General features: G+C 60.7%; 22 protein-coding genes. 9 read left to right on the plus strand and 13 right to left on the minus strand.

The features are described 5' to 3' along the window. From HP459_RS09130 to gutQ, 5 genes are all read left to right on the plus strand, one after another. On the plus strand, window positions 1–221 hold a 221-nt coding region (locus HP459_RS09130), incomplete at its 5' end, for a PTS glucitol/sorbitol transporter subunit IIA (protein ID WP_301540989.1). 14 nt (window positions 222–235) lie between these two features. Continuing rightward, complete coding sequence (gene srlD / locus HP459_RS09135; RefSeq protein WP_171936132.1) at window positions 236–1,015, plus strand: sorbitol-6-phosphate dehydrogenase; 780 nt, start codon at window positions 236–238, stop codon at window positions 1,013–1,015. A 91-nt stretch (window positions 1,016–1,106) separates the two neighbouring features. After that, the gene (gene gutM / locus HP459_RS09140) at window positions 1,107–1,466 is read left to right on the plus strand and encodes a transcriptional regulator GutM (protein WP_023298457.1); all 360 of its coding nucleotides are present in this window, start codon (window positions 1,107–1,109) and stop codon (window positions 1,464–1,466) included. Window positions 1,467–1,529: 63 nt separating this feature from the next. Then, on the plus strand, window positions 1,530–2,303 hold the full coding sequence (locus HP459_RS09145) for a DNA-binding transcriptional repressor (RefSeq protein WP_015571676.1): 774 nt from the start codon (window positions 1,530–1,532) through the stop codon (window positions 2,301–2,303). Then, entirely contained in the window at window positions 2,296–3,261 is a 966-nt protein-coding gene (gutQ, locus tag HP459_RS09150; protein WP_023298458.1) for an arabinose-5-phosphate isomerase GutQ, read from the plus strand. The genes HP459_RS09145 and gutQ overlap by 8 nt, the downstream gene beginning before the upstream one ends. Here gutQ and norR read toward each other — a convergent pair. Further along, window positions 3,258–4,772 (minus strand): nitric oxide reductase transcriptional regulator NorR, encoded by a 1,515-nt coding sequence (gene norR, locus HP459_RS09155; protein ID WP_023298459.1) that lies wholly within the window; start codon window positions 4,770–4,772, stop codon window positions 3,258–3,260. The genes gutQ and norR overlap by 4 nt on opposite strands. Window positions 4,773–4,959: 187 nt before the next feature. Here norR and norV point away from each other — a divergent pair, with 187 nt between their 5' ends. Together norV and norW are read left to right on the plus strand one after the other, a co-directional pair. Continuing rightward, on the plus strand, window positions 4,960–6,408 hold the full coding sequence (norV, locus tag HP459_RS09160; RefSeq protein ID WP_022649152.1) for an anaerobic nitric oxide reductase flavorubredoxin: 1,449 nt from the start codon (window positions 4,960–4,962) through the stop codon (window positions 6,406–6,408). Next, entirely contained in the window at window positions 6,405–7,538 is a 1,134-nt protein-coding gene (norW, locus tag HP459_RS09165) for an NADH:flavorubredoxin reductase NorW (RefSeq protein ID WP_171936133.1), read from the plus strand. The genes norV and norW overlap by 4 nt, the downstream gene beginning before the upstream one ends. A gap of 113 nt (window positions 7,539–7,651) precedes the next feature. Here norW and HP459_RS09170 read toward each other — a convergent pair whose 3' ends face one another. The 4 genes from HP459_RS09170 to HP459_RS09185 all read right to left on the minus strand — a co-directional run bounded on the left by HP459_RS09170 (window position 7,652) and on the right by HP459_RS09185 (window position 12,591). Beyond that, the gene (locus HP459_RS09170; protein ID WP_022649154.1) at window positions 7,652–8,674 is read right to left on the minus strand and encodes a HoxN/HupN/NixA family nickel/cobalt transporter; all 1,023 of its coding nucleotides are present in this window, start codon (window positions 8,672–8,674) and stop codon (window positions 7,652–7,654) included. A gap of 1 nt (window position 8,675) precedes the next feature. After that, window positions 8,676–10,892, minus strand: coding sequence for a carbamoyltransferase HypF (hypF, locus tag HP459_RS09175; RefSeq protein WP_171936134.1), 2,217 nt, complete (start codon window positions 10,890–10,892; stop codon window positions 8,676–8,678). 6 nt (window positions 10,893–10,898) lie between these two features. Further along, entirely contained in the window at window positions 10,899–11,444 is a 546-nt protein-coding gene (gene hydN, locus HP459_RS09180; protein WP_017382793.1) for an electron transport protein HydN, read from the minus strand. Between the two features lie 133 nt (window positions 11,445–11,577). Beyond that, the gene (locus HP459_RS09185) at window positions 11,578–12,591 is read right to left on the minus strand and encodes a LacI family DNA-binding transcriptional regulator (RefSeq protein ID WP_038416589.1); all 1,014 of its coding nucleotides are present in this window, start codon (window positions 12,589–12,591) and stop codon (window positions 11,578–11,580) included. Between the two features lie 214 nt (window positions 12,592–12,805). Here HP459_RS09185 and ascF point away from each other — a divergent pair, with 214 nt between their 5' ends. Together ascF and HP459_RS09195 are read left to right on the plus strand one after the other, a co-directional pair. Further along, window positions 12,806–14,257: a PTS cellobiose/arbutin/salicin transporter subunit IIBC gene (gene ascF / locus HP459_RS09190; protein WP_022649157.1), complete on the plus strand. Its 1,452-nt coding sequence runs from the start codon at window positions 12,806–12,808 to the stop codon at window positions 14,255–14,257. An 18-nt stretch (window positions 14,258–14,275) separates the two neighbouring features. Further along, window positions 14,276–15,700, plus strand: a complete 1,425-nt coding sequence (locus HP459_RS09195) for a 6-phospho-beta-glucosidase (RefSeq protein WP_032625953.1) — start codon at window positions 14,276–14,278, stop codon at window positions 15,698–15,700. A 59-nt stretch (window positions 15,701–15,759) separates the two neighbouring features. Here HP459_RS09195 and hycI read toward each other — a convergent pair whose 3' ends face one another. The 8 genes from hycI to HP459_RS09235 all read right to left on the minus strand — a co-directional run. Beyond that, a complete protein-coding gene (hycI, locus tag HP459_RS09200; RefSeq protein WP_022649159.1) occupies window positions 15,760–16,245 on the minus strand; it encodes a hydrogenase maturation peptidase HycI in 486 nt (161 codons plus the stop codon). After that, complete coding sequence (locus HP459_RS09205) at window positions 16,238–16,648, minus strand: formate hydrogenlyase maturation HycH family protein (RefSeq protein WP_058676739.1); 411 nt, start codon at window positions 16,646–16,648, stop codon at window positions 16,238–16,240. The genes hycI and HP459_RS09205 overlap by 8 nt, the downstream gene beginning before the upstream one ends. Then, complete coding sequence (locus tag HP459_RS09210) at window positions 16,645–17,412, minus strand: NADH-quinone oxidoreductase subunit B family protein (protein WP_171936135.1); 768 nt, start codon at window positions 17,410–17,412, stop codon at window positions 16,645–16,647. Before HP459_RS09210 ends, HP459_RS09205 begins: the two co-directional genes overlap by 4 nt. After that, on the minus strand, window positions 17,412–17,954 hold the full coding sequence (locus HP459_RS09215; RefSeq protein WP_022649162.1) for a formate hydrogenlyase complex iron-sulfur subunit: 543 nt from the start codon (window positions 17,952–17,954) through the stop codon (window positions 17,412–17,414). The genes HP459_RS09210 and HP459_RS09215 overlap by 1 nt, the downstream gene beginning before the upstream one ends. Window positions 17,955–17,963: 9 nt before the next feature. Further along, window positions 17,964–19,673: a formate hydrogenlyase subunit HycE gene (hycE, locus tag HP459_RS09220; RefSeq protein WP_022649163.1), complete on the minus strand. Its 1,710-nt coding sequence runs from the start codon at window positions 19,671–19,673 to the stop codon at window positions 17,964–17,966. Between the two features lie 15 nt (window positions 19,674–19,688). Then, a complete protein-coding gene (locus HP459_RS09225; RefSeq protein WP_032625965.1) occupies window positions 19,689–20,612 on the minus strand; it encodes a respiratory chain complex I subunit 1 family protein in 924 nt (307 codons plus the stop codon). Between the two features lies 1 nt (window position 20,613). Further along, window positions 20,614–22,428: a formate hydrogenlyase subunit 3 gene (gene hycC / locus HP459_RS09230; RefSeq protein WP_165716029.1), complete on the minus strand. Its 1,815-nt coding sequence runs from the start codon at window positions 22,426–22,428 to the stop codon at window positions 20,614–20,616. After that, the coding region (locus HP459_RS09235) for a 4Fe-4S dicluster domain-containing protein (protein ID WP_171936136.1) at window positions 22,425–22,960 on the minus strand (536 nt) is incomplete at its 5' end. The genes HP459_RS09235 and hycC, both read right to left, overlap by 4 nt.

Genomic DNA, 22,960 nt, shown 5'->3' on the forward strand with positions numbered 1-22,960 from the left:
TAAACGGCGAGCTGAAGGCCGGGAGCCAGCTTGAGCTGGGCGAGGCGCGCTATGCCGTGACCGCTGTCGGCGACGTCGCTGAACAAAACCTGCGCGAGCTGGGGCACATCACCCTGCGTTTTGACGGGCAGCCGCAGGCGGAGTATCCCGGCACGGTTCACGTTGAGGGGCCGGTTCCGCAGGCTGTCACACCAGGCTGTACGTTAAAATTTGTTGCGTAATTAAGGAGAAACACATGAGTCAGGTTGCCGTTGTCATTGGTGGGGGACAAACCTTAGGCGAGTTCCTCTGCCGTGGGCTTGCCGCAGAGGGTTATCGCGTGGCGGTAGTGGACATTCAGAGTGCAAAAGCCGCCCGTGTGGCGGACGCCATCAACACCGAGTTTGGCGAAGGGATGGCGTACGGATTTGGTGCCGACGCCACCAGCGAGCAGAGCGTGATGGCGCTGGCCCGCGGCGTGGACGAGATATTTGGGCGTATCGACCTGCTGGTCTACAGCGCGGGGATCGCGAAAGCGGCCTTTATCAGCGATTTCGAACTGGGGGATTTTGACCGCTCGTTGCAGGTGAATCTGGTGGGCTATTTCCTCTGCGCCCGTGAGTTTTCCCGGCTGATGATCCGCGATGGTATTCAGGGGCGCATCATTCAGATCAACTCGAAATCCGGGAAAGTGGGCAGCAAGCACAACTCCGGCTACAGCGCGGCGAAGTTTGGCGGCGTGGGGCTGACGCAGTCTCTGGCGCTGGATCTGGCCGAATACGGCATCACCGTTCACTCGCTGATGCTGGGTAACCTGTTGAAATCGCCGATGTTCCAGTCCCTGCTTCCGCAGTACGCCTCCAAGCTCGGCATCAAAGCTGAAGAAGTGGAGCAGTACTACATCGACAAAGTGCCGCTCAAGCGCGGGTGTGATTATCAGGACGTGCTGAACATGCTGCTGTTTTACGCCAGCCCGAAAGCCTCGTACTGCACCGGGCAGTCGATTAACGTCACCGGTGGGCAGGTGATGTTCTGAGTTTAATCCCCGGTGGCACTGCGCTTACCGGGGCTACAACCCCCGTAGGCCGGGTAAGGCGCAGCCGCCACCCGGCAATTAAGGAACCGATATGGTAACCGCATTAATCACCTTCGCCGCCCTCGCCTGGATCTGCCAGATGGCGTTTGGCGGCTGGCAGATCCATCAGTTTAACCGCGCCTTTGACGCCCTGTGCCAGAAAGGCCGTGTGGGCGTCGGGCGTTCCGGCGGACGCTTCAAACCGCGGGTTGTCGTCGCTGTTGCGCTGGATGAAAACAATAAGGTCTGCGATTCCCTCATCATGCGCGGCATGACCGTCTTTGCCCGCCCGGTGAAAATCCAGGCGATCAACGGCATTTTGCTGCATGAATTACAACCTGATGTGATCTTCCCCCATGATTCACTCTGTCAGAATGCACTATCATTAGCGCTTAATCTGAAACATGGATAATTTCGTTGTGAAAGTTATAAACTTGCGGAATTATCATTTCGCAACGTAAGGAACGAAGCGCCTATGAAACCACGTCAGCGGCAGGCGGCCATACTTGAGCATCTGCAAAAGCAGGGAAAGTGCTCGGTAGAGGATCTGGCCCACTACTTTGACACCACCGGCACGACAATACGCAAGGACCTGGTGTTGCTCGAAAACTCCGGCGCCGTCATTCGTACCTACGGCGGCGTGGTGCTCAATAAAGACGAAGCCGACCCGCCTATCGATCACAAGACGCTGATTAATACGCACCAGAAAGCGCTGATTGCCGAAGCTGCGGTCAAATTTATCCAGGACGGCGATTCCATCATCCTCGACGCTGGCAGTACCGTCCTACAGATGATCCCGCTGCTCAGCCGCTTTAATAACATCACCGTGATGACCAACAGCCTGCACATCGTCAATGCCCTGTCAGAGTTCGACAGCGAGCAGACCATCCTGATGCCCGGTGGCACCTTCCGTAAAAAATCCGCGTCGTTTCACGGGCAGCTGGCGGAGAATGCCTTCGACCACTTCAGCTTCGATAAGCTGTTTATGGGCACGGACGGCATCGACCTCAACGCGGGCGTGACCACCTTCAACGAGGTGTTCAGCGTCAGCAAAGCGATGTGCAACGCCGCGCGGGAAGTGATTTTGATGGCGGACTCGTCGAAGTTTGGCCGTAAAAGCCCCAACATTGTCTGTAGCCTTGAAAGCGTCGATAAGCTGATTACCGACGCAGGTATCGATCCGGCATTTAAAAAAGCGCTGGAAGCGAAGGGCATCGACGTGATCGTAACCGGAGAGAAAAATGAGTGATTTTCTGTTAAACGCAGGCCGCCAGACTCTGCTGCTGGAGCTACAGGAAGCCAGCCGCCTGCCGGAGCGTCTGGGTGAGGATTTTGTTCGTGCAGCCAACACCATTATCCACTGCGAGGGCAAAGTGATCGTGGCGGGTATCGGTAAATCCGGTCATATCGGCAAGAAGATTGCCGCGACGCTTGCCAGCACCGGCACACCGGCGTTCTTCGTGCATCCTGCCGAAGCGCTGCACGGCGATCTGGGGATGATCGAAAGCCGCGACGTGATGCTGTTTATCTCCTACTCCGGTTCAGCCAAAGAGCTGGATCTCATCATCCCTCGCCTGCAAGAAAAATCGGTGGCCCTGTTAGCGATGACCGGCAAATCCCGTTCGCCGCTGGCGCTGGCCGCGAAAGCAACGCTGGATATTTCCGTTGAGCGCGAAGCCTGCCCGATGCACCTGGCACCGACCTCCAGCACCGTCAACACGCTGATGATGGGCGACGCGCTGGCGATGGCGGTGATGCAGGCGCGCGGCTTTAACGAAGAGGATTTCGCCCGTTCCCATCCTGCTGGCGCGCTTGGGGCACGTCTTCTCAACAAGGTTCACCATCTGATGCGCACGGACGATGCCATTCCTCAGGTCAAACTCGACACCAGCGTGATGGACGCCATGCTGGAGCTGAGCCGCACCGGGCTGGGGCTGGTTGCGGTATGCGACAACGACCGCCAGGTGAAGGGCGTCTTCACCGACGGCGACCTGCGCCGCTGGCTGGTGGGCGGCGGCAAGCTGGAGGCGCGGGTATCCGAAGCAATGACCCGGGGCGGGCTGACGCTGAATGCCGACAGCCGCGCCATTGAAGCCAAAGAGGTGCTCATGAAGCGCAAAATCACCGCTGCGCCGGTGGTGGACGAGCACGGCAGGCTGTGCGGCGCGATCAACCTGCAAGACTTCTACCAGGCGGGGATTATTTAACCCTTAAGCCCCAGACGTTTCGCCAGCCTGTGAAGGTTGGCGACGTCCATCTCCAGCGCCCGCGCGCATGCCGCCCAGCTGCGGTTATTCTGCTCCAGGGCGCGGGTGATCATCTGACGCTGGAACGCATCCGTCGCCTCGCGCAGGTTTTCGTTCACGCTCTCAGGTATCACCGGCTTCACGGACGGCGTCGTTTCCTCATGCAGCGCGAAATGGCGCGCATGGATAACCACTTCATCCCCCGAACGCGTAGCCCGCGCCAGCACCACCGCGCGGTGAATCGCATGTTCCAGTTCACGCACGTTACCCGGCCAGCCGTAGCTCAGCAGGTGCGTCCTCGCGCCGGGGCTTAGCACCACGCGGGAAAGCCCCATTTTGAGCCGACACTGTTCGCAGAAAAAGCCCGCCAGCAGCACCACATCATCGCCCCGCTCGCGCAGCGGCGGCACCGTGAGCGGGAACACGCTCAGACGGTGGAACAGATCGGCGCGGAAATTCCCCGCCAGCACCTCTTCGCGCAGATCGCGGTTCGTCGCCGCCAGCACGCGCACATCCACGCGTAAGCTGCGATCGTCACCCACGCGTTGAATATCGCCATACTGCAACACCCGCAGCAGTTTGGCCTGGAGCGAAAGGGAGAGTTCGCCAATTTCATCGAGGAACAGCGTGCCGTTATCAGCCATTTCGAACTTGCCGCTGCGGTTGCTGATCGCCCCGGTAAAGGCTCCTTTGACGTGTCCGAACAGCTCGCTTTCCGCCACGCTTTCCGGCAGCGCCGCGCAGTTGAGATAGACCAGCGGATTCACCGCACGGGGCGAGGCTTCGTGGATCGCTTTCGCCACCAGCTCTTTACCGGTGCCGGTCTCCCCGAAGATCAGCACGTTCAAATCAGACGCGGCGACAATCTCAATCTCTTTTTTAAGCTGCGCCATGCCCGGCGAAAGGCCAATCATTTCGGTGTGCGCCACCTGCTCAAACGCCGTCGGGCTACCCGGAAGAATATTCTGGCTCTCCAGCTGTTCTATCAGCAGGGCGTTGTTCAGCGCCCCGGCCGCCAGCGCGGCAATCAGCCGTAGCTCTTCGTCGCTGAAGGTATCGAACTGATCCGGCGACATGCCATCGAGGGTTAACGCGCCAATCAGGTTCTGCCCGGCAAACAGCGGCAGGCCGATACAGGCGTGCACCTTCAGGCTCTCCTGGCCGGGGATCAGGCCGTCGTACGGATCGGGCAGATCGCTGTCTGCCGGGAAACGCACCACATCACCCGCACGGGCGATGGTTTCCAGACGCGGGTGGCCCTCCAGGGTAAAGCGCCGCCCGAGTACGTCCTTCGCCAGACCGTCGATAGCCAGCGGAATAAACTGCCGCCCTTCGTAACGCAGCAGCGCTGAGGCATCGCAATCCAGCACGTGGCGCAACGTGGAGATCAGCCGCTGAAAGCGGTCCTGATGACCAATACCGGTTTGTAGTTCTATGGCGATCTTCGCCAGCACATCTACGGAAAAGCTCATCTCTGCCTCACTGTCATTTTGACAACACATAGTGTCATATTGACAATTTTTAAGATAGTCAAAATGACTACCCATTAGGGAGAATAAAAATATAAATACATTATTTTCAATGAGTTAAAAAACTGGCACGCAACTTGATATATGACAGTCATCTTATTTGAAAACGCCGTATTAAGTTGAGGTTGCTATGTCTATTCTGGTTAAAAATAACATTCATTGGGTGGGTCAACGTGACTGGGAAGTACGTGATTTTCACGGGACGGAATACAAAACGCTGCGCGGCAGCAGCTACAACAGCTATCTGATTCGTGAAGGTAAAAACGTTCTGATCGATACCGTCGATCACAAATTCAGCCGCGAGTTCGTGCAGAACCTGCGCAGCGAAATCGATTTGAATGACATCGACTACATCATCATCAACCACGCGGAAGAGGATCACGCCGGGGCGCTGACCGAGCTGATGTCCCACATTCCGGATACCCCGATCTACTGCACCACCAACGCCATTGACTCCATCAACGGCCACCACCACCATCCAGAGTGGAACTTCCACACTGTAAAAACCGGCGACACGCTGGATATCGGCAACGGCAAACAGCTGATCTTCGTGGAAACCCCAATGCTGCACTGGCCGGACAGCATGATGACCTACATGACCGGTGACGCGGTGCTGTTCAGCAACGACGCCTTCGGCCAGCACTACTGCGACGAACGTCTGTTCAACGACGAAGTGGATCAGACCGAGCTGTTCGAACAGTGCCAGCGCTACTACGCCAACATCCTGACGCCGTTCAGCCGTCTGGTCACGCCAAAAATCACCGAGATCCTCGGCTTCAACCTGCCGGTGGATATGATTGCCACCTCCCACGGCGTGGTATGGCGTGAAAATCCAACCCAGATCGTCGAGCTGTACCTGAAGTGGGCGGCGGACTATCAGGAAGACCGCATCACCATCTTCTACGACACCATGTCCAACAACACCCGCATGATGGCGGACGCCATTGCCCAGGGCATCAACGAAGTGGACCCGAACGTGGCAGTGAAAATCTTCAACGTGGCGCGCAGCGATAAGAATGAGGTATTGACCAACGTCTTCCGCTCCAAAGGCGTGCTGGTGGGTACCTCCACCATGAATAACGTGATGATGCCGAAAATTGCCGGACTGGTGGAAGAGATGACCGGCCTGCGCTTCCGTAACAAACGCGCCAGCGCCTTTGGTTCACACGGCTGGAGCGGCGGCGCGGTAGACCGTCTCTCCACCCGTTTACAGGATGCCGGTTTTGAGATGTCCCTGAGCCTGAAGGCGAAATGGCGTCCGGATCTCGACGCGCTGGAAATCTGTCGCCAGCACGGTCGCGACATTGCCCGCCAGTGGGCGCTTGCGCCGCTGCCGGAAACCGCACCCGCCGCGGCTGCTGCGCCGGAAGCCGTAGCAGAAGCCGCTCCTGCCGCTGCCGACCTCGGCCCCTGCATGCAGTGCAGCGTCTGCCAGTGGATTTACGATCCCGAGCTGGGCGAGCCGTTGCAGGATGTCGCGCCGGGTACACCGTGGAGCGAGGTGCCGGACAACTTCCTCTGCCCGGAATGTTCCCTCGGAAAAGACGTCTTTGATGAACTGGCAACGGAGGCAAAATGAGCCACGGCATCGTCATTATCGGCTCGGGCTTTGCCGCCCGCCAGCTGGTGAAAAATATCCGCAAACAGGATGCTAACGTGCCGTTGACGGTGATCGCCGCCGACAGCATGGATGAGTACAACAAGCCTGATTTAAGCCACGTCATTAGCCAAAATCAGCGCGCCGACGATCTCACCCGCCAGACGGCGGGGGAGTTTGCAGAACAATTTAATCTGCGTCTGTTTCCGTACACCTGGGTCACCGATATCGACGCCGACGCCCACGTGGTGAACGCGAAAGATAAAACCTGGCAGTACGACAAGCTAGTGCTGGCGACGGGGGCATCTGCGTTTGTGCCGCCGGTTGAGGGCCGCGAGTTGATGGTCACGCTCAACAGTCAGCAGGAGTATCAGGCCAGCGAGACCCTGTTACGCGACGCCATGCGGGTGATGATTGTCGGCGGCGGGCTGATTGGCACCGAGCTGGCGATGGACTTCTGCCGGGCGGGAAAATCCGTCACCCTGGTTGACCACGCGGCCAGCATTCTGTCAGCGCTGATGCCGGCAGAAGTAAGCAGTCGCTTACAGCATCGTCTGACCGACATGGGCGTGCATCTGCTGCTGAAATCGCAGTTGCAGAGCCTGAGCAAAACCGAAACCGGCATTTGTGCGACGCTCGACCGCACCCGCAGGGTGGAAGTGGATGTGGTTATTGCGGCGACGGGGCTGCGCCCGGAAACCGCGCTGGCGCACCGCGCAGGCGCAGAGATCAATCGCGGCGTGAAGGTAGACAGCTACCTGCAAACCACCCAGCCGGACATTTATGCCCTGGGCGACTGCGCGGAAATTAACGGCCAGGTGCTGCCGTTCCTGCAACCGATTCAGTTAAGCGCCATGTTCCTGGCGAAAAACCTGCTCGGCGGCAACGCCCCGGTGAAATTACCCGCCATGCTGGTGAAGGTAAAAACGCCAGAACTACCGCTGCATCTCGCAGGTGAAACGCAGCGTCAGGATCTGGACTGGGAGATTGTCCTTTCGCCTCAGGGCATGGTGGCGCGCGGCACCGATACTGTCGGTCAGATGCGCGCCTTTGTGGTCAGCGAAGACAAAATGAAGGAGGCCTTTGCACTGCTGAAATCGTTACCTGCTTAACCCTCGTCATGCCGGGTGGCGCTCCGCTTACCCGGCCTACTTAACACCATAACGGTAAACCTTGTAGGCCCGCGCAAGCGTAGCGCCGCCGGGCAAAAACAGGGCTGCGTGGTTCAGGACCGCACCACCAGCGCGTCATAACCGCGCCAGCGGTAGTTCGCCATTGAGATCAGCCAGCAGGCGACAAACAGCCCGACCACCACAAACCCGGCGTCGCCCAGGTTATCGTTCACCGCACCAATCAGATCCCACACGCCGCCGCTGAGGGAGAACTTGTCCATCAGCAGACCCAGCGCTTCCAGCCCGCCGATAAACAGCGCCACCACCACCGAAGTGCCGGTGATGGTCATGTTGTAGTACAGCTTGCGCTGCGGCTTGTTGAATGCCCAGCCGTAGGCACCCACCATCAGCAGGTTATCGAGCGTATCCACCAGCGCCATGCCGCTGGCGAAGAGCGCCGGGAAGATCATGATCGACCACACCGACATCCCGCTGGAGGCGCTGGCGGCGGAGATCCCCAGTACGCCGATTTCGGTGGCCGTGTCAAAGCCGAGGCCAAACAGGAAGCCCACCAGATACATCTGCCAGCTTTTATTGACGAGGCGGAAGGTTTTGCCGAACAGCCAGTTCATGACGCCACCCTGGGCAGGCAGCGTGATGTCGCCCTGCACGGGCCTGCCGTGTTTCAGTGCCTGAAAACTGCGCCAGACGCCGCGCAGGATCACCATATTCACCAGCGCCATCGCCAGCAGGAAGGTGGCGGAGACGGCGGTGCCAATCAGGCTGCCGGTTTCGTGGAACCATTCCATATTTTTCTGAAACGCCGTGGCGGTGGCGGCGATGGCAATGGAGGCCAGCACCACGATGGTGGAGTGTCCGAGGGAAAACCATGCGCCCACGCCGGACGGGCGCTTGCCCTGCTGCATCATCTTACGCGTCACGGTATCAATCGCGGCGATATGGTCGGCATCCACCGCATGACGCAGTCCGTAACACCAGGCCAGCAGGCTGGCCGCCATCAGCGCCGTACTGCCGCTAAAGGTGTGCCACGCCAGCCCCCAGGCCAGCAGGTTAGCCATCACCAGAGCCAGCAGCAGGCACGCTGCACGAGGTTCATTGCGTAAAAGTCGTAACATTTTAAATCCTTTGTGAACATGATCGGGCGGCAGCAACCACCGCCTGCCCGAAGGAGATCGCTCCGTCGCCTGCGGGCAGGCGCGAAGGAAAAAGAAGCGTGAAATCAGAAAGGTAATGACGAAAGCGCGCGCGTAGCAGGCGGTTGTGAAGGACACCTCCGCTGAAGCACACCGTAGAGAGCGACCGTCGGCGCGCATGCGTTGCCGCCAGTTCGCTCAGCCCTTTTGCCAGCGCATCGTGAAAGGCCCAGGCGCGCTCGCCGGGTTCCGCCCGCCAGGCCAGCCACTGCTGCCAGAACAGCGCAAGGTTATCCGTCTTGAGCGTCACCGGATGATCAACCCCTGCACAGCGTTCGGCCAGCGCCTCCAGCCGGCACGCGGCTTCGCCCTCATAGCGTTGCGTTTCAATGCCCAGCGCACAGGCCACGGCGTCGAACAGACGACCACAGGAGGAGGCCCGCGGCGCATTGATACCGCGCGACACTGCCGTTGCCAGCAGCGGCCAGTTTTGACACTGTACCGCCTCTGTTTCCGGGTACTGCTGCCAGTCAGGTACGAACGCCAGACAGTGGGCGAGCAAATTGCGCCACGGCTGTTTTGCCGCCAGATCGCCCCCCGGCAGCGCAACGGCTGGCAGACCGCCCAGCGGTTCGCAGTCGCGATAGTTCACCCGCAGGCACTCGCCGCCCCACAGCGCGCCGTTCTCACCCATGCCGATCCCATCCAGCGTCAGGGCAATAACATCCCCGCCGTCGAGCGGCCAGCCGTTCTCCGCCAGACACGCTGCTGCATGCGCATGATGATGCAGCACGGTCTCAACGGGCAGCGCCTGCGCCCGGGCCCACTGTCGGGCGTGATATCCCGGATGGGCATCGCACACCACACGCTCTGGCTGGAAGGCGTAGATGTCCTGCATCGTCGAGAGCGCACTGCGCCACTGCGCCTCTACGCCCTCGTCGCTCAGATCGCCAAAATGCTGGCTCGGCACCGCCTGGTTGCCACGTACCAGGCAGAAGGTATTTTTCATCTCCGCGCCGGTGCATAACATGGGCGAGATGTCGCGGAATCCGGCGGGCAATGTGATGGCATCCGGCACAAAACCGCGTGCGCGACGCAGCATCGCACCGTCCCGATCCATTACTGAATCATCCATCCGTTGCAGGATGTCGCGGTTGTGCAGCAGGAAGCCGTCAGCGATGTCACTGAGTTCTTCCAGCGCCTGCTGGTTGCTTATGGCGGGTGGATGGCCGCTGAGGTTGCCGGAGGTCATCACCAGCGGGCGCTGGCAGTCCAACATCAGCAAATGCTGGAGCGGGTTCGCAGGTAGCATCACGCCAATTGTATTCAGCCCCGGCGCAATCTCCTCAGGAAACGCAGGAAGGCAGGCTTTTGGCGTCAGCACAATCGGCGCAGCGGGTGAACCTAACAGCGTCTGGATGGCCTCCGGCAGATCGTTCGCATGCGGGATCATTACCGCCAGCGGCTTGGTCGGGCGCTGCTTGCGTGCCCGCAATTTCCGAATCGCCTGTGGGTTAAGCGCGTCGCAGACCAGGTGAAATCCGCCCAGCCCTTTGACCGCCACAATCCCGCCGTTTTTCAATCTCTCCACCGCCGCGCTTAACGCCGATTCGCGGGTGGTGGCAGCATCCCCGGCTTGCCACTCCAGCTGCGGCCCGCAGTCCGGGCAGGCCACCGGCTGGGCGTGAAAACGCCGGTCAGCCGGGTTGCGGTACTCCGTTTCACAGGGCACACAGAGCGGGAATGGCGCCATTGACGTGGCCGGGCGGTCATAGGGCATGGCGCGGATAATGGTAAACCGCGGCCCGCAGTGGGTGCAGTTGATAAACGGGTAGCGATAACGGCGCTCGCGCGGATCGCGCATCTCCGCCAGGCATGCGGGACAGGTGGCGGCATCCGGGACGATTTGCGTATCCATCGCCCCGCTCTCGCTGTGGCGGATGACAAACTCGTCCGGCAGCGTATTCCAGCTGTACGGCTGCGTTTCAACGCGATCGATGCGCGCCAGCGGTGGGCAGTCCTGGCGCAGTCTCGCGGTAAAGTCACCCCCACTACCCGCGAGACGCACCAGGACACCCTCTCCGTCGTTGCACACGTCGCCCGCCAGCCCCAGCTGGTGTGCAAGCTGCCAGACGAAGGGACGAAATCCTACCCCCTGCACCTTGCCGCGCACCCGAAGCTGTACGCCGTTAACGCGCATTGCAGCTTAAAACAGCAGCGATGACGAGGTGTCGAACGCCGCACGGCGGCGTTTTTCGGCACTCATCTGTTCGAGCTTATCGCGATCGACGCAGACCAGCGCATGCGTCGGACAGGCTTCCATACACGCCGGACCGGCGTCGCGGTGGTAGCAGAGGTCACATTTATTGGCTTCGGCTTTCTCCGCGCGCACACTGAGCCCGATACCGCTGTTGCGCACCACCGGGCGAACGACCACCTCCATCGCGCCATACGGACACGCCACCACACAGGTTTTGCACCCGATGCAGCGCTCCTGCATCACATGCACGAAGCCTTTCTCGCGCTTAATCGCCCCGTTCGGACAGACGTTGGCGCACGGCGCGTCTTCGCACTGGCGACAGATAGCGGCGGTGGAAATATTCACGCCTTTAATGACGTGGATGCGCGGCAGGAAGGTGTCGGGGGTCAGGGAGGCGCAATCCTGCTCCGCCTGATGGGACACCACGCACGCCACTTCACAGGTACGGCAACCAATGCATTTGCTGGCATCGGCCATAATAAAACGGTTCATCTGCTTCTCCGGCATAACTGTTATGCGCGAAGCTATTCATAAACCGTGCCAATATTTAATACATTGATTTTAAAGCGAAATAAAAAAGAAGAGGATCTGTCATCGTCATTTGTGACGATGACAGATGTCGACGTCAGCGATGCGGGCCGTCAATGACGGAGCCGCGCAGGATAAGCTCGCCGGAAAAAGTTTGCTGAGGCTTAAACTCACCGCCGTCGAGCATGAAGATCAGGCGGCTGATGGTCTCCTGGATCATCTCCGTTACCGGAATACGCACGCTGGAGAGGGACGGCACGATATAGGGCGCGATTGCCACGTCGTCAAAGCCGATGACGGACACCGCGCCCGGCGTGGCGACGCCGCTCTCGTGCAACTGCCTGATGGCGCCAATCGCCATATCGTCGTTACTCGCCACCAGCGCGGTAAACGTTTCGCCGCGGGTGAGCAGCTGAGAGACCGCCGCCGCGCCGCTGGCCGGGCTCCACTTCCCTTCGGCGATCAGCGCGTCACGCAGGGCAATGCCGTGCTGCGCCAGCGCGTCCTTGTAGCCGGAAAGACGCTCCACGCCGGTGGGGGAATCCAGCGAACCGGTGATAAACGCAATCTCCCGGTGGCCTTTCGCGATCAACTGCGATACTGCGTCCTGACACGACGCTTTATGATCGGACCAGACGCTGTGGCTGCTGTTTTTCCGCAAACGGCGGTTGAGCACCATAATCGGCTGCTCGCATTTCTCAATAATTTCGTCCAGCGCTTCCACGCTCAGAAAACGCGGGTAGATGATCACCGCGTCGCAGCGCATGTCGAGCAGGTACTGGATCGCCTCGCGCTCCTCTTCGGCGCTGTGCTTGCCGTCCGCCAGGATCAGCTGACGCCCCTTCTCTTCCGTCATCCGCGCGGCGTTAAACAGCAGCTCGCTAAAGTAGACCCCATGGTACAGGGTGTTTGTCACCACCAGCCCCAGGGTCTGGGTGCGTTTGGTCGCCAGGTTTCGCGCCAGCAGATTGGGGCGATACCCGCTCTCTTCGATGGCCTGAAACACGCGGTCTTTCGTCTCCTGGCTGACGTAACCGTTCCCCGACAGCACCCGGGAGACCGTCGCTTTCGACACGCCTGCCCGCTTCGCCACTTCCAGCATCGTGGTCATAGTGTTATTCCATTCAAATCTGATGAGCCGCAGTGTACTTCACCGCAGAAAAATTGTCGCAGCGGCGTTATCACGCTTTATACGGCCACGAGTGATCGTCATCACGAAACGAAAAAATGCATAAAAAGTGGTCTTGTTTCATTAAAAGAAACTCATGATGATTATGTGAAACCGGTTTCCTACACTTCTCACAACGATAACAGGATCACATCCGATGGCAAAAAATTACGCTGCGCTGGCAAATGACGTGGTTAGCGCGCTGGGCGGTAAAGAGAACATCGTCGCCGTCACCCACTGCATGACGCGCCTGCGCTTCGTTCTGAAAGACGAAAGCCTTACCGACGCCGCGCGTCTGAAAAGCATCAGCGGCGTGCTCGGCGTGGTGCGCAACGACAACCAGTGCCAGGTGATCATCGGCAACACCGTATCCCAGGCATACCGTGAAGTGGTGAGCCTGCTGCCCGCCAACCTGCAACCTGCCGTAGCGGAAGGTCCACAGAAGCTTACGCTGCGCCGGATTGGCGCCGGGATCCTCGACGCGCTGATCGGCACCATGTCTCCGCTGATCCCAGCGATCATCGGCGGGTCGATGGTCAAGCTGCTGGCGATGATCCTTGAGATGACCGGCGTGCTGGGCAAAGGTGACCCGACGCTGACGATCCTGACCGTTATCGGCGATGGCGCGTTCTTCTTCCTGCCGCTGATGGTGGCGGCTTCCGCAGCGGTGAAGTTCAAAACCAACATGTCCCTGGCGATAGCCATTGCGGGCGTACTGGTTCACCCGAGCTTTATCGAGCTGATGGCGAAAGCGGCGCAGGGCGAGCATGTAGAATTTGCCTTAATTCCGGTTACGGCGGTGAAATACACCTATACCGTTATCCCGGCCCTGGTGATGACCTGGTGCCTGTCGTATATCGAACGCTGGGTGGATCGCATCACCCCGGCGGTGACCAAAAACTTCCTCAAGCCGATGCTGATCGTGCTGATTGCCGCCCCGCTCGCCATCGTACTGATTGGCCCGCTTGGGATCTGGATCGGTAGCGCCATCTCCGCGCTGGTCTACACCATTCACGGCTATCTGGGCTGGCTCTCCGTTGCCATTATGGGCGCGCTGTGGCCGCTGCTGGTGATGACCGGGATGCACCGCGTGTTTACGCCGACCATCATCCAGACCATTGCCGAAACGGGCAAAGAAGGGATGGTGATGCCGTCGGAAATCGGCGCCAACCTGTCGCTCGGCGGTTCGTCGCTGGCGGTGGCGTGGAAAACGAAAAACCCGGAGCTGCGCCAGACGGCGCTGGCGGCTGCGGCCTCCGCCATCATGGCGGGGATCTCTGAACCGGCGCTGTACGGCGTGGCGGTACGCCTGAAGCGTCCGCTGATTGCGAGCCTGATCAGCGGCTTTATCTGCGGCGCGGTGGCCGGCATGGCCGGTCTTGCCAGCCACTCCATGGCGGCGCCGGGGCTGTTCACCAGCGTGCAGTTCTTCGACCCGGCCAACCCGATGACCATCGTCTGGGTGTTTGGCGTGATGGGTCTGGCGGTGGTGCTGTCGTTCGTGCTGACCCTGCTGTTAGGGTTTGAAGATATCCCGGTAGAAGACGAAGCCGAAAAAGCACGCGCCCTGCAAACCGCACCGGTACAGAACAAAGCAGCAGAAGCATAAACTGAAAGCGAGGTAAGAATGTCTGTTTTTCCACAAGGATTTTTATGGGGCGGCGCGCTTGCCGCCAACCAGAGTGAAGGGGCTTACCGTGAAGGAGGCAAAGGACTGACAACGGTCGATATGATCCCCCACGGCGCAAACCGTCTGGCGGTAAAAGTCGGCAAGGAAAAACGGTTTTCGTTGCGTGACGACGAATTTTACCCGAGCCACCAGGCGATTGATTTTTACCATCGTTACAAAGAAGACATTGCCCTGATGGCGGAGATGGGCTTTACGGTGTTCCGCACCTCGATTGCCTGGAGCCGCCTCTACCCGAACGGCGACGAACCGTTGCCAAATCGGGAGGGCATTGCCTTCTACCGCGCGGTGTTCGAGGAGTGCAAAAAGTACAACATCGAGCCGCTGGTGACGCTCTGCCATTTCGACGTGCCGATGCACCTGGTGACGGAGTACGGCTCCTGGCGCAACCGTAAGATGGTGGATTTCTTCGCCCGCTACGCCCGCACCTGCTTCGAGGCGTTTAACGGGCTGGTGAAATACTGGCTGACCTTCAACGAAATCAACATTATGCTGCACAGCCCGTTCTCCGGCGCGGGGCTGGTGTTTGAGGAAGGGGAAAACGAAGACCAGGTGAAATACCAGGCCGCGCACCACGAGCTGGTGGCGAGCGCGCTGGCGACCAAAATCGCCCACGAGGTGAACCCGGAAAACCAGGTCGGCTGCATGCTGGCGGGCGGCAATTTTTACCCCTACTCCTGCAAGCCGGAAGACGTGTGGATGGCACTGGAGAAAGACCGCGAGAACCTGTTCTTTATCGACGTGCAGGCGCGCGGCAGCTATCCGGCCTACTCCGCCCGCGTGTTCCGCGAGAAAGGGGTGGTGATTGTGAAAGACCCCGGCGACGACGACCTGCTGAAAAACACTGTCGACTTTGTCTCGTTCAGTTATTACGCCTCGCGCTGCGCGTCGGCGGATATGAACGCGGGCAACACCAGCGCGGCGAACATCGTGAAGTCCCTGCGCAACCCGCACATTCAGGTGAGCGAGTGGGGCTGGGGCATCGACCCGCTCGGGCTGCGCATCACCATGAACATGATGTATGACCGCTACCAGAAGCCGCTGTTCCTGGTGGAAAACGGCCTCGGGGCGAAGGACGTCATTGATGAAAACGGCGAGATCAACGACGACTACCGCATCAGCTACCTGCGCGAGCATATCCGTGCGATGGGTGACGCGATTGAGGACGGCGTCCCGCTGATGGGCTACACCACCTGGGGCTGCATTGACCTGGTCTCGGCCTCAACCGGGGAGATGAGTAAGCGCTACGGGTTTGTCTACGTCGACCGCGACGACGCCGGGAACGGCACGCTGGACCGCAAGCGCAAGAAATCGTTCTGGTGGTATAAGAAGGTGATTGCGAGTAACGGGGCGGATCTGGCGTAGCCTGTTTTGCCGGGTGGCGGCGTTGCCTTACCCGGCCTACAAACTGCTCGATGCGGTTTTCACCCTCTCCCCTCTGGGGAGAGGGCCGGGGTGAGGGGCTGAAATCCCCCGTCCCCAACCCACCCGGCAAGCCGTGAATACACCACGTCCACCGCCTCTTTCACCGGCGGCGTCATCGGATAATAAAACCCGACGATGTCCGGCTGAATGCCCAGAAACAGCACCTCACCCACGTCGTCTTTAATCTGATCCACCAGGTAGTTCAGCGGCATGTTGTGGGTGGTCATCATAAACATCTCGGCGATGTCGTCCGGGTCAATCAGGCGGATCTCGCCGGGGTTGAGCCCCATATCGGTGGCATCGACGATTAACAACCTGTCCGGGCGCAGCTCGCGAATGGCCACCACGTCGTTTTCCGGCGCGCTGCCGCCGTCAATCACCACCCAGTTGCCCGGCGGGTTCGCGGCGCACATCTCCGCCAGCAGCGGGCCCGCGCCGTCGTCGCCCATCATGCTGTTGCCGACACACAGTAAAACGTCAGTCACGTAATCTCCTCACCATCAGGTAGATGGCGCTCTCCTGATGAATATCGTGCAGCATGCCGAGCAGCGTTTTGCTCCACGCCTGCTGCGCCGGGTTTTGCCTGCTCAGCGCCGCGTCAAAGGCGTTGGCGAGCATCGCAATGTGGTTGGCGTCGATAACGATCTCACCGTACTTCGGCACGCCCTCCATTTTGCGCCGCGCCGTGCTGCCCTCCTCCAGCGTGGCGATCCACGCCAGGTACTCGGGCCACGGGCAGCTTAGCGCCGTTTCAAGGCAGTCGATCACCCCGAGGTGGTGCCCAATCGCCAGGCTGTAATAGACCACCTGCTGCGCCGCATCCGGCGTGGCATCGTTCTCATCAATAAACTTACGGCTCAGCTGGCTGAACACCACCGTTTCACTCATCGGATACGCGCCTCATCCACAATACTGTTCAGGTTTGCCACGATCTCAATGAGACGCGGATCGTTCTCGGCCTCCAGCCAGCGCGCCACCTGATGGTCGCCCTGGCTCAGCAGACGCAGATAATCGTCGGCAATCTGACGGCCATAGCGGTAACCCGCCAGCCTGCGCGCCGTGCGATCGATCTTCACCCGCAGCGGCTGCACCATATCCGGGTGCAGGAGAGTGGCTGGCTGGTTGTCCAGCTCGCCCGGCTCGCGGGCGTGGATCTTCTGCTCCAGCAGGCCGAGCGCCATGGCAAAACCGTACAGCGTGGCGGCGGGCGTCGGCGGGCAGCCCGGAATGTAAACGTCCACCGGCACGATTTTGTCGGTGCCGCCCCAGACGCAGTAAAGATCGTGGAAGATGCCGCCGCTGTTGCCGCAGGCGCCGTAGGAGATGCAGATTTTCGGATCCGGCGCAGACTGCCAGGCGCGCAGCGCAGGCGAGCGCATCGCGCGGGTGACCGCGCCGGTGAACAGCAGGATATCCGCGTGGCGCGGGGACGGCACCACTTTGATGCCGAAGCGTTCGGCGTCAAACAGCGGCGACAGGGTGGCGAAGATTTCGATCTCACAGCCGTTGCAGCCGCCGCAGTCCACGCGATAGACGTAGGCCGAGCGTTTGATTTTTTTCAGCAGCGACGCCTTCATGCTGGCGATGGACTCCTCCACCGTCAGCGGTACCGGAATGCCGTTAGCGTCGCGCGGGCCGAGTAAGTTTTCCATCAGCTGGCCTCTCTCATATGACGGGTTAAATCGATGCGGTCAGACGGCAGCAGGCATTTCTGACGTTTGCACTCCGGGCAGGTTTCGAAGCTTTCACGGTGATGCTCCGCACGCACGTCGCCGTTGTGCTTCAGCAGCGCGATGGCGTAGTCGATCTCTTTTTGCACGGCGAACGGACGCTTGCAGACGCGGCAGTTGCACAGCGCAAAGCGCGACTGCTGGAGGAAATCCTCTTTTTTCCACACCGCCAGCTCGTACTCCTGAGACAGGCGAATGGCTACCGTCGGGCAGACCTCCTCGCAGCGGCCGCAGAAGATGCAGCGCCCGAGGTTAAACTGCCAGGCCAGCTCGCCGGTTTTCAGGTCCGTTTCCACCGTTAAGGCATTCGACGGGCAGGCGTTGACGCAGGCCGCGCAGCCGATGCACTGCTGCGGGTTGTGCTCCGGCTTGCCGCGAAAGTTTTTATCCACCGGCATCGGCTCCAGCGGATAACTGCTGGTCTGCGCGCCGGTTTTGATCACTTTTTTGATAAAGGTAAACATGACGAGTCCTTATTTCAGCGGCGAGTTCTTACGCTCGATGCTGTAGCGCTCAAGCTCTTTGTAGGGCACCACCTGGCTTTTCTTCTTGCGCACGTCCACGACGGTCATGCGGTCGGTGCAGGAGTAGCACGGATCGAGGCTGCCGATAATCAGCGGCGCGTCAGAGACGGTGTTACCGCGCAGCATGTAGCGCAGGGTTGGCCAGTTGGCGTAGGTCGCCGCACGGCAGCGCCAGCGGTAGAGCTTCTGGTTGTCGCCGGTCATGCTCCAGTGAATGTCATCCCCGCGCGGCGCTTCGGCGAATCCGAGGGCAAAGCGGTTTGGAATGTAGGTGAAGCCTTCCACCATCAGCGGGCCGCCCGGCAGGTTATCGAGGCCGTAGTCGATCATGTTCAGCGCAGTAAACACCTCGTTGATGCGCACCTTCAGGCGGGAGATGACGTCGCAGCCCTGCTCGCTGTGCACGGTCATCGGCAGCAGGCCGTAGCCGACGAACGGGTGATCGGCGCGGGTGTCGCGGGCGTGGCCGCTGGCGCGCACCATTGGACCGACGTTGCTGAAGTCGCGGGCGATTTCCGGGTCAAGACGACCAATCCCGACGGTGCGCTGCTCGATGTTGGGCGTGCTGAGCAGCATGTCCACCAGCTCCTGCACGTCGCGGCGCATCTGCTGCGCCAGCTGGCGGGTCTGGATCATGTCGTCTTTCAGCAGGTCGCGGCGGATCCCGCCGATCAGGTTCAGGCCGTAGGTTTTACGCGCCCCGGTGAGGATCTCCGCCATCTTCATTGATGCCTCACGCACGCGGAAGAACTGCATAAACCCGGAGTCAAAGCCGACGAAGTGGCAGGCCAGGCCGAGGTTCAGCAGGTGTGAGTGCAGGCGTTCCACCTCCAGCAGAATGGCGCGGATCATCTGCGCGCGTTCCGGCACCACGATCCCCATGCCGTTCTCCACCGAGGTGGTGTAGGCGGTGCTGTGGGCAAAGCCGCAGATGCCGCACACGCGGTCAGAAAGAAACGTGACTTCGTTGTAGCCCATGCGGGTCTCCGCCAGCTTCTCCATGCCGCGGTGGACGTAGAACAGGCGGTAGTCGGCGTCGATAATGTTTTCGCCGTCGACGAACAGGCGGAAGTGGCCCGGTTCGTCAGAGGTGACGTGCAGCGGGCCGATCGGCACCACATTATTCTTCTTGCTGCCCAGCTCGTTGATGAACTCGTAGGTTTCGCTGTCGGTTGTCGGGGCCGGACGCTGGCGGTAGTCCATGCTGTCCTTGCGCAGCGGATAGAGTTCATCCGGCCAGTCGTCCGGCAGCACCAGACGACGCTCGTCAGGCAGACCAACCGGCACCAGGCCGTACATGTCGCGCACTTCGCGCTCGCCCCAGACGGCGGCGGGTACGCGCGGCGTGACGGACGGGTACTCCGGCTTGTTCGGGTCAACTTCGACGCGCACGGTGAGCCAGCACTTCTCGCCCTGCTCCATCGACATCACGTAGTACACCGCATAGTTGCCGCACAGCTGACGCTCGTCGTTGCCGAACAGCACCGACAGCCAGCCGCCCTGCTGGTAGTAGAGAAACTCCACCACTTCCGGCAGATAGTTCACCTTAATGGTGACGGTTACCTGGTCTTTGGTTTGCCATGACTCCTCCAGCACCACGCCCGGGAAAGCCTGATGCAACGCGGCGAGATACTGCTGACCTTTCTTTTCTTCAGACATAAACACTCTCTTTAATCACGCCACCAGCAAGGAGACGAACGCTAAAAATGCAAAACCAAAACCAGCCCAGGTAATGCGTGACGTTTCGACAAAACGCAGGCGCGCCATGCTGTTTTCAAACAGGGCAATCACCAGCACGCCGATAAGCAGCTTGAGCGCAGCCACCACAACGGCCAGCAGCAGGCCGCCCGCAGAGAAGTGCGTCATCTGCCCCCACGGGAAGAAAACGCCGACGAACATCTGCAACACCACCAGCTGCTTGAGGCTGATGCCCCACTTCAGCACCGCAAAGCCGTAGCCGCTGTACTCGGTGAGTGGCCCCTCCTGCAATTCCTGCTCCGCTTCCGCGAGATCGAACGGCAGCTTGCCCATCTCGATAAAGGTGGCGAACGCGCAGGCGCAGAGCGCCAGCACCAGCGGGAGCGAACGTGAAACCGGCCAGTGGTAAACGGTGTCGGTGATGAAACTGATGTGGGTCGAGCCAGCAACCTGCGCGGCGACCCACAGCCCCAGCAGCAGAATTGGCTCAACCAGCACGCCGAGCATCGCCTCACGACTGGCGCCGATACCCGTAAACGGGCTGCCGGTGTCCAGGCCCGCAATCGCAAAGAAGAAACGCGCGATGGCGAAGAGGTAGATCAGCGTAATCAGATCGCCAAGCACGGGCAGCGGCGAGCCCACCGTCACTACCGGCAGCGCGGTGGCGATGGTCAGCATCACGCCGACCATCACGAACGGCGTCAGGCGGAACACCCAACCTGCGGCATCCGGCGCGACGCTCTGACGGGAGAGCAGCTTGAAGAGATCGCGGTACTCCTGGAGCACGCCAGGCCCGCGACGGTTGTGTAGCCGGGCGCGCGCCACGCGCGTGATGCCCGACAGCAGCGGCGCGGCGGCAAACAGCACCAGCGCCTGAAGAATTGCCAGTAACAAACTCATGTCAGGCTCCTCGTGAAATGACAATCACCACCAGCACCGCCAGCTCGATCTGCGCCAGGCGACGGAACAGCACGGGCACGGCGGCACTCTGCCAGCCCGGCACCCAGCCCACCGGGTTCAGCCAGTGGCGCAGCTTCAGCACGGCGGCGAAGTTCTCCTTCACCGGCATGGCGAAACCGTGGGCGGTGATGACCATCGACTGCTCGTGTTCGTAGCCGCAGGCCCACGCCGCGCCGCGCGAGCGGGAGGCGAGACGGTCGCGTCTGAAGAACAGCATCAGCACGAACGGCAGGAGCGGCGCGGCAATCAGCAGCAGCGCCATCATCGGCTGGGACACGACGGTATGCGCCGTAGCCAGCGGCAGCGGAATGGCGTGGCCCAGAAGCGGCAGCAGCCACGGCGCGGCAACCCCACCTGCGATACAGCACAGCGCCAGCGCGACCACGCTGGTGGCCATCAGCACCGGGGCGCAACAGGCGTTTTCCGCTTCGCGGGTGCGCGGCGCGCCCAGGAAGGTGACGCCGTAAACCTTCGCCATACACATCACCGCCAGCGCCCCGGTAATCGCCAGCCCAACCGCCAGCAGCGGGCCGAGCAGCCGCGCGATAAACGCGTCGCTCTGGCCGAGCGCGAAGAAGGATTGATAGATCACCCACTCCCCGGCAAAGCCGTTCAGCGGCGGCAGCGCGGCCATCGCCATCAGCCCGACCAGCATCGCCAGCGAAATGACGGGCATTTTTTTGCCAATCCCGCCGAGCTTTTCAATATCGCGGTGCCCGGTGCGAAACCAGACGCTGCCCGCGCCGAGGAACAGGGTGCTTTTAAACAGGCTGTGGTTGATAAGGTGATACAGACCGCCAATAAACCCGGCGGCAATCAGCGCCGGCTGGTTGAGCGCCAGCCCGCTGACACCCGCGCCCATGCCGAGCAGGATGATGCCGATATTCTCCAGGGTGTGGTACGCCAGCAGGCGCTGGATGTTATGCTCCATCAGGGCGTACAGCCCGCCGACAAATGCGGTGATCATCCCCGCAATCAGCAGCGCCACCCCCCACCACAGCGGCGGCTGGCCGCCCGTCAGGGTTATCGTCAGGATGCCGAACAGACCGACCTTCATCACCACGGTGGAGAACAGCGCGGCAGCCGGGGCCGAGGCATTGGCATGCGCCTGCGGCACCCAGCCGTGCAGCGGGATAATCCCGGCCAGCAGGCCAAAACCGACTACGCCCAACAGCCAGACGTCATTCCCCAGCGGCTGGCCGTTAAGCACGGCAAAGTCCAGCGTGCCGAAACGCTGCCACACCAGCCAGCAGGCCAGCGCCAGCAGCAGCGTGCCGAGTCGTCCGAGCGCAAACCACAGCTTGCCGGAGGCGCTGCATCCGGTCAGGAACACGCCGCACAGGGCCATGATTTCAGCCATCACCACCAGCGCGCCGAGGTTGCTGGCGACAACAGTGCAGACCGCGGCGGCCATCAACAGGTTAACCAGCAGGCCGTTGGCGTTGGTGTGCTGATGGCGGTGCCAGTCGATATTAAACAGGCTGATAAACAACCCACACAGACCAAAGGTGACCAGCCAGATGGCATTTAGCGGCGTAAGCTCAACGGCGTGGTGAATCAGCGGGATGAGGGTGTCGACGGATTGGCCGTCGATCAGGACAACGCCGCCCGCCGCCAGCGTCATCAGGCTGCCGACCGCCCCGCCGATACCGGCGATCCAGCCGCTCAGCGTTTTATGGAAGGAGAGGAGCAGCGCCAGGACAGCGGCGGCGGCAAACCAGGCCACGCCGCTGGTCATCATAACTATCGCGTTCATTTCGCCCCCTCGTTAAGCGCCCGCAGCAGCGAAAGATCGCCGACGTCAGTATTGATGGTCAGCTCGCGCTTGCGTTTGCTGGTGCTGGCGATGTCGCGAATATTAACCAGAATTAACGCTTTGGTCGGACAGGTGCGCACGCAGGCCGGACCTTGTTCATCGAAGCTGCACAGGTCGCACTTCACCGCGACGGCGCGAATGCCCGGCACCCAGTCCAGCAGCGTGCTCACGCGTGCCGGTGCCGGCGGCGCAGGCGGCGCTTTCGGGGTGTTGGCATTCGCCGGAATATGCAGCGGACGGCTGCCGGAAAACTCAATGGCGCCGAACGGGCAGGCGATGCCGCACAGCTTGCAGCTCACGCACAAGCTTTCGTTCAGCTGTACCGCGCCGTCAACGCGGGTGATGGCATTGACGGGACAGACGCCCGCGCATGGCGCGTCTTCACAGTGGTGACAGAGCTGCGGGGCAGACTCTTTCTCATTACGCATGACGCGCAGGCGCGGCATGGACTGTAGCCCGTGCAGGCGGTGCG

The sequence above is a fragment of the Enterobacter sp. CM29 genome (genome assembly GCF_013179605.1).
GTDB classification, from domain to species: domain Bacteria; phylum Pseudomonadota; class Gammaproteobacteria; order Enterobacterales; family Enterobacteriaceae; genus Enterobacter; species Enterobacter intestinihominis.

What these genes read in the sequence shown, in the direction of transcription:
- srlD (WP_171936132.1), top strand. Translation starts at nt 236, where the DNA reads ATGAGTCAGGTTGCCGTTGTCATTGGTGGGGGACAAACCTTAGGCGAG.
- gutM (WP_023298457.1), top strand. Translation starts at nt 1,107, where the DNA reads ATGGTAACCGCATTAATCACCTTCGCCGCCCTCGCCTGGATCTGCCAG.
- HP459_RS09145 (WP_015571676.1), top strand. Translation starts at nt 1,530, where the DNA reads ATGAAACCACGTCAGCGGCAGGCGGCCATACTTGAGCATCTGCAAAAG.
- gutQ (WP_023298458.1), top strand. Translation starts at nt 2,296, where the DNA reads ATGAGTGATTTTCTGTTAAACGCAGGCCGCCAGACTCTGCTGCTGGAG.
- norR (WP_023298459.1), bottom strand. Translation starts at nt 4,772, where the DNA reads ATGAGCTTTTCCGTAGATGTGCTGGCGAAGATCGCCATAGAACTACAA.
- norV (WP_022649152.1), top strand. Translation starts at nt 4,960, where the DNA reads ATGTCTATTCTGGTTAAAAATAACATTCATTGGGTGGGTCAACGTGAC.
- norW (WP_171936133.1), top strand. Translation starts at nt 6,405, where the DNA reads ATGAGCCACGGCATCGTCATTATCGGCTCGGGCTTTGCCGCCCGCCAG.
- HP459_RS09170 (WP_022649154.1), bottom strand. Translation starts at nt 8,674, where the DNA reads ATGTTACGACTTTTACGCAATGAACCTCGTGCAGCGTGCCTGCTGCTG.
- hypF (WP_171936134.1), bottom strand. Translation starts at nt 10,892, where the DNA reads ATGCGCGTTAACGGCGTACAGCTTCGGGTGCGCGGCAAGGTGCAGGGG.
- hydN (WP_017382793.1), bottom strand. Translation starts at nt 11,444, where the DNA reads ATGAACCGTTTTATTATGGCCGATGCCAGCAAATGCATTGGTTGCCGT.
- HP459_RS09185 (WP_038416589.1), bottom strand. Translation starts at nt 12,591, where the DNA reads ATGACCACGATGCTGGAAGTGGCGAAGCGGGCAGGCGTGTCGAAAGCG.
- ascF (WP_022649157.1), top strand. Translation starts at nt 12,806, where the DNA reads ATGGCAAAAAATTACGCTGCGCTGGCAAATGACGTGGTTAGCGCGCTG.
- HP459_RS09195 (WP_032625953.1), top strand. Translation starts at nt 14,276, where the DNA reads ATGTCTGTTTTTCCACAAGGATTTTTATGGGGCGGCGCGCTTGCCGCC.
- HP459_RS09205 (WP_058676739.1), bottom strand. Translation starts at nt 16,648, where the DNA reads ATGAGTGAAACGGTGGTGTTCAGCCAGCTGAGCCGTAAGTTTATTGAT.
- HP459_RS09210 (WP_171936135.1), bottom strand. Translation starts at nt 17,412, where the DNA reads ATGGAAAACTTACTCGGCCCGCGCGACGCTAACGGCATTCCGGTACCG.
- HP459_RS09215 (WP_022649162.1), bottom strand. Translation starts at nt 17,954, where the DNA reads ATGTTTACCTTTATCAAAAAAGTGATCAAAACCGGCGCGCAGACCAGC.
- hycE (WP_022649163.1), bottom strand. Translation starts at nt 19,673, where the DNA reads ATGTCTGAAGAAAAGAAAGGTCAGCAGTATCTCGCCGCGTTGCATCAG.
- HP459_RS09225 (WP_032625965.1), bottom strand. Translation starts at nt 20,612, where the DNA reads ATGAGTTTGTTACTGGCAATTCTTCAGGCGCTGGTGCTGTTTGCCGCC.
- hycC (WP_165716029.1), bottom strand. Translation starts at nt 22,428, where the DNA reads ATGAACGCGATAGTTATGATGACCAGCGGCGTGGCCTGGTTTGCCGCC.